Annotated in this window: 7 protein-coding genes; all 7 read right to left on the bottom strand. The window is 61.5% G+C overall.

The genetic code is table 11. The annotated features are described in order from the left end of the window. Position 1 precedes the first annotated feature (1 nt). The 7 genes from IPK70_14040 to IPK70_14010 are packed head-to-tail and all read right to left on the bottom strand — an operon-like array spanning position 2 to position 15,568. Complete coding sequence (locus tag IPK70_14040) at positions 2-2,206, bottom strand: hypothetical protein (GenBank protein ID MBK8228279.1); 2,205 nt, start codon at positions 2,204-2,206, stop codon at positions 2-4. Beyond that, entirely contained in the window at positions 2,203-4,464 is a 2,262-nt protein-coding gene (locus tag IPK70_14035) for a hypothetical protein (GenBank protein ID MBK8228278.1), read from the bottom strand. Before IPK70_14035 ends, IPK70_14040 begins: the two co-directional genes overlap by 4 nt. 4 nt (positions 4,465-4,468) lie before the next feature. Then, on the bottom strand, positions 4,469-6,700 hold the full coding sequence (locus IPK70_14030; GenBank protein MBK8228277.1) for a T9SS type A sorting domain-containing protein: 2,232 nt from the start codon (positions 6,698-6,700) through the stop codon (positions 4,469-4,471). Further along, a complete protein-coding gene (locus IPK70_14025; GenBank protein ID MBK8228276.1) occupies positions 6,697-8,913 on the bottom strand; it encodes a hypothetical protein in 2,217 nt (738 codons plus the stop codon). The genes IPK70_14030 and IPK70_14025 overlap by 4 nt, the downstream gene beginning before the upstream one ends. Before the next feature lie 7 nt (positions 8,914-8,920). Further along, the gene (locus tag IPK70_14020; GenBank protein ID MBK8228275.1) at positions 8,921-11,104 is read right to left on the bottom strand and encodes a SprB repeat-containing protein; all 2,184 of its coding nucleotides are present in this window, start codon (positions 11,102-11,104) and stop codon (positions 8,921-8,923) included. Between the two features lie 4 nt (positions 11,105-11,108). After that, positions 11,109-13,307, bottom strand: a complete 2,199-nt coding sequence (locus IPK70_14015) for a T9SS type A sorting domain-containing protein (protein MBK8228274.1) — start codon at positions 13,305-13,307, stop codon at positions 11,109-11,111. A 5-nt stretch (positions 13,308-13,312) separates the two neighbouring features. Continuing rightward, a complete protein-coding gene (locus IPK70_14010) occupies positions 13,313-15,568 on the bottom strand; it encodes a T9SS type A sorting domain-containing protein (GenBank protein ID MBK8228273.1) in 2,256 nt (751 codons plus the stop codon). Position 15,569: the final 1 nt, after the last annotated feature.

Raw genomic sequence — 15,569 nt, 5'->3', positions numbered from 1 at the left:
ATCATTGTTTGATGAAACGGGCCGTGCATCCACCCAGGTTGATCACATAGAGACCGGCCCGCAGAGCGCTCACATCCAACTCGAGCGAATGGGCCTTCCAACTGCCGGGCGCGTGCACCTCACGACCGTCGTAGGCGAATATGCGGTACGTGCCGGAGGAAGGCGCAGGCCTCGTTACCATGATCCGGTCCATCGCAGGATTAGGCATCACGGTCAGCACGTCCTTCACGGCTTCACCCACCCCCGTGCTGAACTCAGCTGTGAGCACGCTCGGCTCGGTGATCACCGCCGGATTGAAGTCGAAGTAGATGTTGGCGGTGTTCTCGATGGTGGTGCCGGGCTCGATCGGCAAGCGAGGCCGGATACGGAAGCCCACGAAGCCGTGGCTCAGCGGCTCGTTCACGTTGCTATCGGGCAGCAGGATGTTCGGGAAGTTGAAGCGCAGGATGCCATGGCCGGTGAGGTTCCAGCTCATCGCGTGCGAGGCCGCGCCCACCTCGATGGTGGCCGGATCGAGCGTGGCTGGCAACGTATCGGTGACCACCACGCTGAAGGCGGTGTCCGTGCCCGTGTTCTGGAATCGGATCACGTAGTCGATCCACTCATCCTGATCGATGAAGTACACCTCATCGCTGAGGCCGGTGCTGGTGCGGGCGCGCTTGTCGTTCGGGTCGTAAGCGGCGGTGATGATCTGCTGCGAGGTCCACACGTTGTTCGCCGGAAACGCATCGGTGTTGGTGGTGGCCACCGTGGCCGTGGCCGACAACACGGTGCCGATAAGGCCGATGTCGGGCGGTACTTGCAATTGCACGAAGCGGTTGGCGTTCGCGTAGGCACCGATCCCGGTCAAGTTCCACGTGACGGTATTGCCTACCACCGAGGACGGCGTGGGCGATGCCGAAACGAAGCCGAGCACCGGATCGAACTCGAAGGTGAGCGTGCTCGCACCTGCGTTCGCCGCGGTGTTGTTGCGAAGGTTCAGCCCATAGAGGATCTGGAAGCCGGGTCGCGCCGGTCCGTTGCATCCGGTCACTTGCGCATCCAGCGGGAAGAGCGACGAACAGCCGATCGGCCTGGTCACGCTGCTCTGGCCACCGGTCACAGTGAACGGCCCAGGGCACTCCTGCTGCGCTCCGGGATGAATGATGGTGTGATCGTAGGTGCCCAGCGGAAGGTTCACGCTGTAGCCACTGACGGCGTTGGAAGTGGCGTAGAAAGGCCCGGGCGTGAACTCCACGATTGCCTGCGGGATCTTGTTCTCGTTGAATTGCCAGGAGCAATTGGCGTTGCCATCGATGAAGACCGGGCCATTCACATTCGCGCAGCCGTTGCCCAGATCCTCGATCACCACGGTGGTCTGGTCCCAGCACAGCTCATCATCGAAGGGGCCATTGCTCTCGGCCACCACTTTCAGCACATAGGTCCCCGGCGACAGCTGGCCATAGCCGCCACCTGTGCCCGGTCCGATGGGCACAGAAGCAAGGAGAGAACCGGTGGGCCGGTAAACGCGCAAGGTCATGGGCTGTGAGGAAAGCGGGCTCACCGAATAGTAGAAGCTCCCATTGTTGCCACCGGCGCAGGATCCCTGCACGTCATACACGAAGACATTGGGCCACACCGCCTCCGTGCTCATGATCACCATGCTCTCTCCGGGGCATCCGTTCGCATCCTGCCAGGTGATCGTCTGCACGGATCCCGATGGAACGTTCATCTCTACACGGACCAGGGAATCCATGCCGGAGCAATTCGTGCATTGCACCACCGAAACGCTTTCGACCTCTGGAGGCCCTGTTATCGTGAATGGCGGAACGCCCCAGATATACGCGCCGAACTGGGCCTGGTTGAACAGCGTGAGCTCCGCCATCGGGAAACCACCAGGGCAATGCGCGAGGTTCGTAAAGGTCTGCCCGCCCTGCTGCATGTTGGTCACGCCTACATCGCCCTGACCAACGACCTGGGTCCCCACGAAGTCCGTCACCGTGACACTATAGGTGCCCGGTAGCAGGCCCGTGATGATCTCGGTGGTGGCTCCCGTGCTCCAAGCGATGGTGTACGGCGGCACTCCACCACTGATCATCGCCTGCATGATGCCTGTCGGGTATCCGCAGGCCGATTGGACAGCGTTGATCACCTCGACTTGAAGCGCTAGAATGCGCAATGATCCGAGGAACGCGAGCGCGAATGCGAGGTTTCTCTTTCTGGTCATTGGTCGATCTTGATGAAGCGTTCGTTGCGGGTCTCGTTCAATGCATGCATGCGCAATACGTATGCGCCATTCTCCAAGTGCCCAATGGCGATGCCCGATGCGGGGATGGGACCGCTGCCTTGGAGCAAGGTCGCACCGGAAGAAGAGATGACTTCCCAGTGTCTCACCCTGGCCGCGACCGATGGATCGCTCAAGCGCACGTGATCCGCTGCCGGATTCGGGATCAGCACGGCTCCATCAGTCCTTGCCTCCACCACCCCCGTGCTGAACTCCGCCACCAGCACGCTCGGCTCGGTGATCACCGGCGGGTTGAAGTCGAAGTAGATGTTGGCGATGTTCTCGATCACGGTGCTCGGCGCGATAGGCATATTCGGGCGGATGCGGAAGGTGACAAAGCCGTGGCTGCGCGGCTCGTTCACGTTGCTGTCCGGGAGGAGGATGTTGGCGAAGCGGAACTTCAGGATGCCCTGCCCGATCAGTTCCCACGTATGATCATGCGAGGCGGTACCCACCTGCAGCGACCCTGCGTCAAGGGTGGCCGGCAGCGTGTCGGTGATCAGGATGTTGAAGGCGGTGTCCGTGCCGGTGTTCTGGAAGCGGATGGTGTAGTCGATCCACACATCGTTGTCCAGGTCCCACACCGTGCTGCTGCCGCTGGTGGTCGCGGCCAGCTTGTCATTGGGATCGTAGCTGCCGGTGACGACGCGGTCGTTGGTGGCCGTGTTGTTGGTGAGGTCACCGTCGGTATTCGTGGTGGTGAGCTGGGCGGTGGCCGTGAGCACGCTGCCGAGCAGTCCCACATCGGGCGGCACCTGCGTGATGACCTGGTAGTCCCGTTCGGTCCAGGCCGTGAGCTGCACCTGGTCCCAGGTGATCACATTGCCCACCACCGAGGTGGGCGTGGGCGTGGCGCTCACGAAACCCAGGACCGGATCGATGGTGAGCGAGACGGAAATGGGACCGCTCGCGGTCGGGGTCAGGTTGCGCACCGTCATGGCGTAGGGGAACTGGAAACCCGGCCGCGCCAGCCCACTGCCCAAGGCGATCATCGCATCGAGCGCGATCAGGGAGGTGTCGGGGAAATTGGTGGTGGCGAGGGCGGGCCACACATCAATGGTCACCGGGATGGGAGCCCCTTCGCAATGCTCATCCAGCACCGTGCTCTGTTGCTCCAAGGTGTAGGCCCCCGGGGGCATGGCGATGGCGTAGTTGCCCAAGTTGTCCGTCACGCCGTACCACGGGCCCGGCTGCGCTTCGATGATCATGCCCGGCACCCGCGGCTCCCCGACGTTGATACTGCAGTTCTCGTTGTTGTCCACGAACACCGTTCCGGTGACCACGCCGCAGTTCGTACCGAGATCGGGCACCGTGAAGGTGGTGATGGGGGCGCACCCAAGATGCTCCTCATCCACCAGGGTGAAGAACTCCGGGTGGAAATAGACCTCGTGCTCACCGGGCAGCAGTCCGGTGACATGGACCGGTTGCGGGTTCCAGCGATAGACCTGGTAGGACGCACAGGCCGAAGGCACCCATTCGCCCGTGGCCACCCGCTTCACGCGGATCTTCATGTAGGTGCTCCCCCCCTGCCCGGTCCACGTGTCCATGGAAAGCACCGCCGAACCATAGGGCGCATTGGTGCAGGTGCCTTGGATGTTGGACACATCGATGGGCGGCTGCGGGATGGGGTGCGGGATCAGCACCTGTCCGCTGCTCACACAACCGGCCCCATCGGTCATGGTCACAGGCACCGTGGTGCCTGGAGGCGCATCCACCTGAAGGATGAACGGTCCGGTGGACCCGCTGCATTCCCCCTCCATGGTGTAACTGCTGAAGGCATATCCCGGCACATCGAAGGTGTAGGGGCCTGGTGCGAAATAGCCCACCCGGAAGGGGATCACGTAGGGCGTGCTGCCGGCACAATAGCTGTACTTGTCGTCCTCCGACGGCATGCTACCAACACCAAGACCTTCCATGTAGGTGGGCGTAACAGGAACCTCGGCCCACTCGGTGACCTGCGTGCCCTCCGCATCCGTCACCGTCAATGAGTACCACCCGGCAGGCACGTATTCATTGTGGTCGGTGGTCACCCCATTGCTCCACAGGTAACTGTATGGCGGTACACCGCCTTCCACATAGGCATACATGGCCCCGGTGGTCTGGCCACAGGCGCTGGTACCGTTCACGTAGATGGTGACCGTGAGGGCCTGGGCATGCAGTATGCCGAATACCAACAGGCCGGTGATGAGGTTACGCAGCATCGGGTCAATGTTTCAGGAATCGCTGGCGCAGAACAGTGCCGTTCTCCAGGTGAGCCACAAGCAGGTAGGCGCCTGATGACAACCTGCCGACGTTGAGCGTTGCGCTGGTCGATCGTATGGAGAGCCGAAGCTCCTCCCTTCCATCCATTGCAAAGACCTGCACAGCATCGATGGACCGGCTGGAGGAGACTAGCAACTGGTCGTTCGCGGGGATCGGTGCCAACAGAAGCGCACCGCTGTCCACCGTTGCCACCCCCGTGCTGAACTCCGCTACCAGCACGCTCGGCTCGGTGATCACCGGCGGGTTGAAGTCGAAGTAGATATTGGCGGTGTTCTCGATCACCGTGCCGGGAAGGACCGGCTCCATGGGCTTGATGCGGAAGTCGATCAGGCCATGGCTGCCGGGCTCGTTCACGTTGCTATCGGGCAGCAGGATGTTGGGGAAGCGCCACTCCACCACGTGGTTCGGCAAGAAGGTGATGATAGGATCATGCGAGGCGATGCCCATCTCGAAGGATCCGATGTCCAAGGCCTCGCTCAGCGTATCGCGCACAACCACCGTGAATGCCGTATCCGTGCCTGTGTTCTGGAAGCGGATGGTGTAATCGATCCAGGTGTCCTGCCCGATGAAGTACTCCGTCTCGCTCTGGCGCGTGCTCGTGCGCGCGGTCTTGTCGTTCGGGTCGTAGCTGCCTTGCACGGTGCCGTCGCCATTCGCAGTATTGTTCGCCAACGTGGACTCGGTGAGCGGCTGCGACACGCTGGCCGTGTGCGCGTATGGCTGATTCAAGAGGCCGATGTCAGGTGGCACCTGCACCTGCACGTGAACAAGGTGCCGCTGGTATCCGCTCAAGGGATCCATACCCGCCCAAGTTACCGTGTTGCCGACCACGCTCGTGGGCGCGGGCTCTGCGGAGAGGAAACTGAACTGCGGATCGATGGTGAGCGCCAGATCCACCGCGCCGCTCAACTGCCCGCTCAGATTCTTCGCGCGCAACAACACATTCTGCACGAATCCGGGCCGGGCCGGACCCATGGCGATCTCCGCTTTCAGGTCCAACGGCACCAAGCTGCTGTCCGCGAATGACTGGTTCACCACACCTCCGCTCACCACCACATCGGTGGTCGGCGTGGGTGGACAGATGGGATACAGGTCCGTTCCGGTTCCATCAACAGCCATGGTGTACGAGCCGTTGGTCAGCCGGCGGGTGTAGCCCCCGTTGGAGTTGGTGTAAGCGTACTCCGGCCCTGGCGTGAAGGTGATCAACCGATCAGGCACACCGACCTCGTTGGCATCCTGCACGCAGTCCTGATCATGATCGAAATAGACCCGGCCTTGTACAATACCGCAGTTCCCGGTAAGATCAGGGACCTCCACGTAGAAAGAGTCGGCGCAGTTCGGTAAGCCGTACGGGTTGCCTGGATCCCAGCTATCCAACCCATCGGGATCGGTGATCACCCAATACGCCCCCGGGGCCAGGAAGGAGAAGCTGAAAGCGTAAGGGCCGATGTCCGAGGTGAAATTCTGCCCCGAGGCAATCGGTGTCCCGTCCATGGTCCGCAGATGAACGCCCACCATGGCGAACTGCTGGTTGACCAGGGTGCCGGTGATGCTTCCGTTGTTCCCCAAGCAGGCACCGGTGCTCGTTAGCGAGGTCATCTGCGGGGGTTGGTAGATGTTCGACACCTGTCCGCTGGTCGTACCTGGACAACCGTTCGCATCCGCCCACTGCACCTCTTGCGTGGATCCCGGTGCGGCGCCGGGAAAGACCATGTAATAGAACGTGAATGCGCCGCCTTGCCCCAGCAGCGGCACCCAGTTGGACGGGTTGGTGATGGTGTGCGGCCCTGGCCCATGCGTCCAACCGGACTGATCGAAGTGGATCTCCGCGATGGGATCGCCACCCGGGCAATGGCTGAACGTAGCACCGGATACCGGAAAGGGGTGCGACGGCAGATCGAGGATGGTCTCGGTGGCTGCGGCCTGTTCGCTGTTCCCATCGGTGACCGTAACGGTGTACGATCCGGGAAGCAAGCCTTCCAGATGTCCAGTAGTGGCCCCGTTGCTCCATGAGAACGTATAGGGTCCCACGCCACCGGAAGCATAGGCATCAAGCACACCCAACGGCTGCCCGCAAGGAGAATCCTGGTACTTGGATATCGTGACGGTAAGGGCTTGGGCGGCGAAGGTGAAATAGGCCGTGACCGCGAGTAAGGGAAAACGCAAGGTGTTCATTGCTTGATGAAGCGCTCGCGCGCCACGGTGTTGTTCTTGAGCCCGGCTTCAAGCAGGTAGGCCCCGCACGGCAGCGCGCCCAGGTCGATGCGGACTTGCGTTGAGCGGCCATTCATGCGCAATACTTCGCGTCCATCGGCGGAAAGGATGCGCACAAGGCAGAGAACGTCAGCGCTGGAAACAATCAACTCTTCACTGGCCGGCACAGGCGCCAGGGCGATCGCGCTTCCCTTCTGCTCAACTACTCCCGTGCTGAACTCCGCCACCAGCACGCTCGGCTCCGTGATTACCGGCGGATTGAAGTCGAAGTAGATGTTGGCGATGTTCTCAATCACGGTTCCGGGCACGATGGGCTGGTGCGGGCGGATGCGGAAACCGACGAAGCCGTGGCTCAGCGGCTCGCTGAAGTTGCTGTCGGGCAGCTGGATGTTCTGGAAGTAGAATTTCAAGGTGCCTTGGTCACGCAATTCCCAGCTGAATGGATGCGAGCCAGCGCCCATGTGAATGGTCGTGGGATCCAGGGTGCCGGGCAGCGTATCGGTGATCAGGATGTTGAATGCCGTATCCGTGCCGGTGTTCTGGAAGCGGATGGTGTAATCGATCCATTCGTCCTGAACGATGTAGTACACCTCATCGCTCAATTGGGAGCTGGTCTGGGCCAGCTTGTCGTTGGGATCGTAGCTCCCCGTGATCGTGCGGTAGTTGGTGGCGATGTTGTTCGTCAAGTCGCCGTCGGGGTTCACGCTGCTCACCGAGGCGGTGCCGATCAGCTCGGTGCCCAGGAGCCCGGGGTCGGACGGCACGTTGAGCCGGACGATGTAGTTGCGTTGCTGCCAGGCCCCGAGCGATGACTGGGTCCACGTGATGGTGCTGCCCAGCACCGATCCATTGGGCGTTGCGCCCACGAACGCGAGCAGCGGGTCGAAGGTGAGCGAGAGGGTGGTGTTCCCGCTGGCAGTAGGCGTCAGGTTGCGCACGGTGATGCCGTATTGGAACTCGAAACCGGGCCTTGCCGCTCCGCTGCTGATCACCGTTTCAAGATCGAGTGCGACCACGGAAGTATCAGGCAGGTTGCGCAAGGTGGTCGTGCCCGCATTGATCGTGAATGGTATGGGGGCGCCCGTGCAATGCTCTGCCACGGAGGGACTGATCTGGCTCAAGCTGAAACTGCCGGTGGGCAGGCTAAGGCTATAAGAGCCATTGCTGGCGAACGGCGCGAAATAGGGCCCAGGCTGCACCTCCACGAAGCCGAGCGGCACGCGCACCTCGCTTGCGAGGAGCAGGCAATTCTCATCAGCGTCGATGAAGGCCGTTCCGGACACCATGCCGCAATCAGCACCAAGGCTGGGCACCGTTACCGGCATCAGGTCCACGCAATCACCCGAATACATGTTCGGGAACCGGCGCTCGATGTGATAATCCCCAGGAGGGCGATTGCTGACGGTGGCGATGTTCCAGCCGATCACCGGGTCCGCTGTGATGTTCACGCCTGGCACAGGTTGCAAAGCCGCATCCAGCAGCCGGGTTTCCCAATTGGGCCCCACTGCTCCATTGTCCTGGCCGACGTTCACCACGATGCTACCGCCGCTCATGCCCGCGCACGATGGGACAATGTTGACCACGCTCATCGGCGATGGGTCCGAGCTCGGGAGGTCGTACTCAGTGAGTTGAAGCTGCGCCACGCATCCGAGGCCATCAGTCACCGTGGTGAAGGTTCCGGAGAAGCCTGGGCAGAAGCCCACCCAGGCCCCCTGCAGGATGTCTAACGGGTTGATTAAGAATGTGGGCGGTATCGAGAAGCTGAACGGGGGCACCAGGTTGAGCGGCATGCCCGCCTCATCATACCAGATGCCTCCGTTGCACTGGCCCTGACAGCCTTGGAGCCCATAGGTCGTCCAGCTGTAGGGAAGCACCGGACTGGGCAGATCCACGATGATGATGCCGTCAGTTGCCTCATCGAAGTTCGAGTCCGTGACGGTCACGGTGTAGTTGCCCGGGGCAAGGCCCGTGATGGTATCGGACTGGGCACCGTTGCTCCACGAGTAGGTGTACGGTGGTACTCCGCCCCACGCATAGGCATAGGCATAACCGGTATTGTTCCCGCATGTGGCGCTCGCTCCATTCACGCTCACCTGCAAAGCCAGCGTAGGCGTGCCAACGCCGATCAAGCTGACAAGGAGGAGGGCGCTGAACGGGTTCGTGGTGTGCCGCATGGAGGCGTCAGAGTTTCTTGAATCGACTACGCAGGATGGTGCCATCCGCCATGTACGCGATCAGCAGGTAGGCTCCGGATGCCAAGCTGCCGACGTGGAGTGATGCACTCGAGGCCTGTGCGGGGATCCGGAGTTCTTCTCGCCCGTCCATCCCGATGATCTGCACGGCATCGATGGTCCTGTTGGCTGCCACACGCAGTTGGTCGCTCACTGGCACCGGTGCCAGCTGGAGCGCCCCGTCATTCGCCTGCGTCACCCCTGTGCTGAACTCTGCTGTTAGCATGCTCGGCTCGGTGATCACCGGATCATTGAAATCGAAATAGATGTTGGCGATGTTCTCGATCACGGTGCCCGCGAGCAGGGGTTGCGCCGGGCGGATCCTGAACTGCACCGACCCATGTGAGGCAGGCTCGTTCACGTTGCTATCGGGCAGGAGGATATCGGCAAAGGTCCACTCCACCACGCGGCCCGGCTTGAATGCCACCTCGAAAGCGTGCGAAGCCACCCGTTGCTGGAAGCTCGCCATGTCGAGCTCAGCGGCAAGCGTGTCCGTGATCACGACCGTGAAGGCCGTATCCGTGCCGGTGTTCTGGAATCGGATGGTGTAGTCGATCCACTCATCCTGATCGATGTAATAGAGCTCATCGCTCCAACCGCTGCTGGTGGCCGCCAGCTTATCGTTCGGGTCGTAGCTGCCCGTGACCAGTTGGGCCACGGTGGCGGTGTTGTTCGCCAATCCGCCTTCGGCGATGGCACAAGTCACATCCGCCGATGTGGAAAGCGGTGTGCCGATGGGCGTTGGCGCAAGCACGAGGACTTGCACAGAGAAGGAGAAGCTGCTGAGCGGAGCCAGTGCGGGCAGCTCCCACGTCACCACGCTGCCATTCACCGATAGCGGCACTGGCCAAGCGTTTGCGAAACTGAGTTGCGGATCCAGGGAGAGCGTGATGGTCACCGCACCGGTGAGTTGCGGTGAGAGGTTGCGCGCAGCGCCCCAATAGCTGCCGATGAAACCCGGCCGCATCGCGCTGCTCGACAATTCGGCGGAAGCATCCAAGGGCACGGTGCTGCTATTGGCGAGCGCGATGGTGATCTGGTTCGAAGCAATGGTGAACGGCACCGGTGCGCTAGCCGGGCAGTTCTGCACCAGCGTAGGATCCGTCTGCTCAATCGTGTAATTCCCGTCCACCAGGTCCATCGAAAACGATCCCGACGCGTTCGTGATGGTATAGCCCGGACCGGGCAGGATCTCGAGAACCTGGTAGGGCACCGGGTAGTCGACGGGGTCCTGCACGCAATCGCCATCGTAGTCGATGTAGGCCGTGCCGCTCACCGAGCCGCAATCGGGGCCCAGGTCAGGGATCGTGAAGTCGATGCGGTCGTATGGATTGCCATCGCACGAATAGGCCATGTAGATCTCATTGGGATCCCAGTCGCGCACCATGTGGTAGTCCCCTGGCGCAAGGCCCGTGAAGGTGATCGTGTTAGCCGCATTGAATCCGCCCGCGATATAGGCGTCCGTCGCATCAAGGAGCTGATAGTCCGGTCCGCCGAAGAAGCTGCCATCGTAGATGTTCCCCACCACTGCCGAGCCGCCCGCACCGGTGGAGCATGAACCCTGCACGGACCCCACCGTCATCTGCGGGCCACCATAGATCTGGGGCGCCATCACGTACTCGGTGAGCACCCCGGTGCAACCCATCGCATCCGTTACCTGGATCTGCACCGCTTGTCCCGGGGCCACGCCGAACAGCTCGAAATAGGGATCGCCTTGCGGATCGATGCCATTTGGTGGTGGCGAGTAGCTGTAAGGCGGCGTGCCATTGATGCCCCACTCGATCACCTGCACCCTTCCGTTCATGGAAGCGATGCAACTGGCATGTCCATCCTGCGCGCTCGGAGCAGAGGTCAGCGGGTTCGGGTTCAGGTTCCAGCCTTGCGTGGCTTGATCGCTCGCCGCATCCGTTACGGTCACTTCGTAGTAGCCAGCGCCCAAACCAGCGATGTTCTGGGTGATGGCACCATTGCTCCACGCGTAGGTGTAAGGCGGCGTTCCGCCGCTGACCCCGATGTTGATGAATCCATCGGGCGTGCTGCACGCCGGGTTGGACCAGGACATCAAGGTGATGGTAATGGCCTGTGCGTGCACGACGGCAGCGAAGAACAAGAACGCAGTAATGGAGGATCGCATGAGACTAGTGCTTGGTGATACGCAGGGTTCGACGCTCTCCGCCAACTGCGGAGACCTCAAGCAGGTAGGCGCCAGGTGCAAGAGCCGCGAAATTGATCGTTGCAGGCAGCGTGGTGACCCGCTCGTCGCGCAAGAGCTTTCCATCGGGCGAGAAGATGCGCAACCGATCGGCCGGCACTCCGCTTACGCTGAGCATGCCTGTGGTCGGGTTCGGGTATGCAATCGGTTCATCCGCCGTCCGCTCCCCCGCTCCCGTACTGAATTCCGCAACCAGCACGCTCGGCTCGGTGATCACCGGCGGATTGAAGTCGAAGTAGATGTTGGCGATGTTCTCGATCACTGTGCCCGCGAGTAATGGCTGCACCGGTCGGATCCGGAACTTGATGAAGCCGTGGCTGCCCGATTCATCGCTTGTGCTATCGGGCAGGTTGATGCCATCGAAGAACCACTCCACCACTCGGCCCTGCTTGAAGCTGAGGGCGTAAGCGTGCGAGGCCACGCCCATCTCGAAGCTCGTCATGTCCAGTTCCTCCGGCAGCGTATCGGTCACGGTCACGAAGAGCGCTTCGGCATTGCCCGTGTTCTGGAAGCGGATGGTATAGTCGATCCACTCATCCTCGTTGATGTAGTAGAGCGCCTCGCTCAGGCGCGAGCTGGTCTGCGCGGTCTTGTCGTTCGGGTCGTAGCTGCCCTGCACCATGCGGCTCAAGCCGTCGGCGTTGTCGCTCAGATCGGCATCGGGGTTCGCGGTTGAAACGGTCCAGCTGTGCGTGAGTATGGTACCGAGCGGTGTTGGCACTGGCACGTTGGTCTCCACGCTGAAGCCTGCCGTGCCGAAGTAGTCCAGTTCAGCCAATTGCCAAGTGATCACGTCGCCGCTCACATCGAAGGGCGCAGGCGTTGCGCTCACGTAGTCCACATTGGGATCGATGGTGCAGACCACGGTAACGAGCCCAGTGGCTTGCATGGACTGGTTCACGGCACTTGCGCTGATGGTATGCGCGAAGCCCGGACGCGCATTCGAGCAACCCGCGCTGATCCGCACATCCAAGGGCGCTGTGCTGTTGTTCGCCAGATCGATGCTCACCGGCGTGCCGCTGATGGTGAACGGCGCGGGCATCACTGCCGGGCAATAGGGATCGAGGAAGGCATCGGCCTGTGCCAGCGTGTAGCTGCCGGTGGGCAGGCTGAAGGCGAAGGAGCCGTCATTCCCGGTGATCGCGTATTGCGTGCCGGGCTCGATCACCAGCACGCTGCCTGGGATGCCCACTTCGCCCACGTCCTGCACGCAATCGCCATCCGCATCGTACCACGAACTGCCTGTGACCTGCGTGCAGCCGGGGCCGAGGTCGGGCACAATGACCTCCAATGGAATGAAGCACTGGCTCTGCATCGGATTCACCATCAAGGTGTAAGTATCCGGCGCCAGCCCTTCAAAGACATGCGATTCGAATTCACCAAGGAAGACCGCAGTGCCGATTGCCGTGCCCAGGCTGTTCTGGAGCTGAACAACCGAGATACCAGTGACCTGGTTCACTTGGATGCTCCCGATTTCCGAATCTGCGCATGCTCCTTCAACAACGCCGACCACAGGCATGTAGTCATTGTTCATCTCGAACATGTAGAACTCACTGGAGCCCTGGCACCCCAAGGCATCGGTGAGTGTGTACGTTACGAAATCGCCGCCGCAGAAACCAGCGTACATGGGGAATCCGTTATTGTCCGTGCCGAGGTAGTTGGCCGACACATTGAAGGAGACGGAGAAAGGAGGAGTGCCTCCGAACAAGACTTGGGGAAAGGAGATGATGCCGTTGCACTCGCCTGCACACGCCCCACCGGTAATGCCCAGGAGGTCGAAGAATGAGGTGAGACTGGGTGAGTCGTTAGCGCCGAACGGCAGCTCATCCACGTTGTTCAGCGTCACGTTCGCGGTGTACTGCACGCTCAGGGCATCGGTGATCGTCACCGAATAGGCCCCGGCGGCCAGCCCGGTGATCGAGGCCGTGGTGGCGTTGTTGCTCCAGAGGTAGGTGTACGGCCCAACGGCACCGCTGCCGCTGATGTATGCATTCAGTTCACCATTGGAATTGCCGCAGGTCTCCGGCTTGATGATGCTGATCACGGCCGTGGCCGAGTGGGCCAGATAGCTCAAGCAAGCGGCAGCCAACAACACCTGCAGGCGAAGGGTCAAGTTCCAGGTCATGCGCGTCATTGTTTGATGAAGCGCTCACGCGCCGTTGTCCCGTTCTCGAGCTCCGCCACGAGCAGGTAGGCCCCGCTCCTCAATCCGTTCAGAACGATCCGTACGCGCGTCGACCGCGTGTTCATCCGCAGCACCTCGCGGCCGTCGGCGCTAAGGACCCGAAGAAGGCCGATCGACATGCCACTGGCAACGATCAACTCATCGCTCGCCGGCACGGGAGCCAAACTGATGCGGCTCGTCTCCCGCCCGGCCACCCCCGTGCTGAACTCCGCTGTGAGCACGCTCGGCTCGGTGATCACCGGCGGGTTGAAGTCGAAGTAGATGTTGGCGATGTTCTCGATCACGGAGCCCGGCGCTACGGGAAGATGCGGGCGGATGCGGAAACCCACGAAGCCATGGCTCAGTGGCTCGTTAACGTTGCTGTCAGGCAGCAGGATGTTCGGAAAGATGAACTTGAGCACGCCCTGTCCCACAAGGGCGCGCGAATGCGCATGCGAGCCCGCGCCCCAGATGATGCTCGCTGGATCGAGCGTAGGCGGCAGCGTATCGGTGATGATCACATTGAAGGCGGTGTCCGTCCCCGTGTTCTGGAATCGGATGGTGTAGTCGATCCAATCGTCCTCATTGATGACCCAGGTGCTGCTGCTTCCCAACGAAGTGCTCGCTGTCTTGTCGTTGGGGTCGAAGCTGCCGGTGACGAGCTGATTCGAAACCGCGCTATTGTTGGCCGGATCGCCATCGGTGTTCGCGGTGACCAATTGGGCCGTGGTGGTGAGCGTGCTGCCGATGAGACCGACATCGGGAGGCACCTGCGTTCGCACGCCGATGTCCTTGTGCTCGAACACCTGGCTCATCACCAGTTGCGGGCTGGTCCATGTGAGCACATTGCCGACCACGTTCGTTGGGGCAGGAAACGCGGAGAGGAAGGTGAGCGCCGGGTCGATCGTCACGGTCAGGGTGACGTTGCCCGTTGCGGCCGGCGTGAGGTTGTCGAGGTCGATCCCATAGTGCAGCTCGAAACCCGGTCGCGCCCATCCATTGGCCATGGCCAATTGCACATCCAGCGGTTCGCCGCCGGCACAGCCCACGTTGAAGGTCTGCGACCCCGCGGAGAGCGTCACGGCGCCGGGACAACTTTGATTGAACACGGCATTCTGCTCGGTCACCGTGTAGTCGCCGAAGTTGAGCCCGATGCTGTACTGGCCGCTGCTGTTGGTGGTGAGGTAGATCGGCCCCGGCGTGATCTCCACGATGGTGCCCGGCACACGGTTCTCTGTTCCCGCGCTGCCCATGATGCAATCGGCGCTCTCATCGATGTACACGCGGCCGTTGAGCACGCCGCAATCCGTTCCCAGCGATGGCACCGTGACCAACGTGCTGTCCTTGCAAGCAAACTCGGATAAGCTCGTTCCGGCCAGCCAGCGGTTGGCATCGGTGCTCGTGATCAACCAATAATCGCCCGGCAGGAGGCTGCCGAACGCGCGCGTGCCTGGTGGGGTGTTGGTGCCGATGAATTCCGTGCGCACTTGCGGGTCGCACTCACCGGTCACGGCATCAGGCCGAAGCAGCACCAGATACTCATAGCCCAACGAGCCTTGGTAAGCAAAGGAGATGGAGCCCGTAGCGGTCGATGGGCAACTGGGAAGAACGTTCACCGCCTGCACCTGCGGAAGGTCGTTGAGCTCCGGCATGATGGCCACCTCGATGGTTCCGGGACATCCGATGCCGTCCGTGAAGTCGACCGTGTAGTTGCCTGGCGCTGTGCCAGGGAACACGAGCAGGTCGGTCCAGATCGGTTCCAGGAAATCCTGGCATTCAGCTGATGTGATCGAGAATGGATTCTCCGGGCTGGTATACATGAACGGTGCTGGGCCAAAGGACACGGTCGGGTCATAGTCCGTCATGACCGGGAACACCGGAACAATGGGATCATCACCAGCGCACCTCGCCAGGCTCGTGAAGGAGCCGAAGAAGCCGTAGCTGTTCAACAGGTCAACGGTGAAATTCGCCGTGGCCTGGTCCGATTGCGAATCGGTCACCGTCAGGCTGTAATTCCCCGGCAGAAGACCTACCGCCTGCCCATCCGTGCTGCCATTGCTCCAAGCATAGGTGTAAGGCGGCACGCCTCCGAAGACATTGGCCGCAGCATAGCCCGATTCGCGCCCGCAATAGGAATGGCGGTAGACCTGGACTTCCACCGAAATCGCCGAAGCGCAAGCTGTGCTCAGAGCAGCCGCAAGGATAGAAGCGTACCGTTTCATG

Source organism: Flavobacteriales bacterium (assembly GCA_016712535.1).
GTDB lineage: Bacteria > Bacteroidota > Bacteroidia > Flavobacteriales_F > PHOS-HE28 > PHOS-HE28.
The sequence above is the reverse complement of the archived record's forward strand: the minus strand, read 5'-3'. Positions and strand labels throughout refer to the sequence as shown.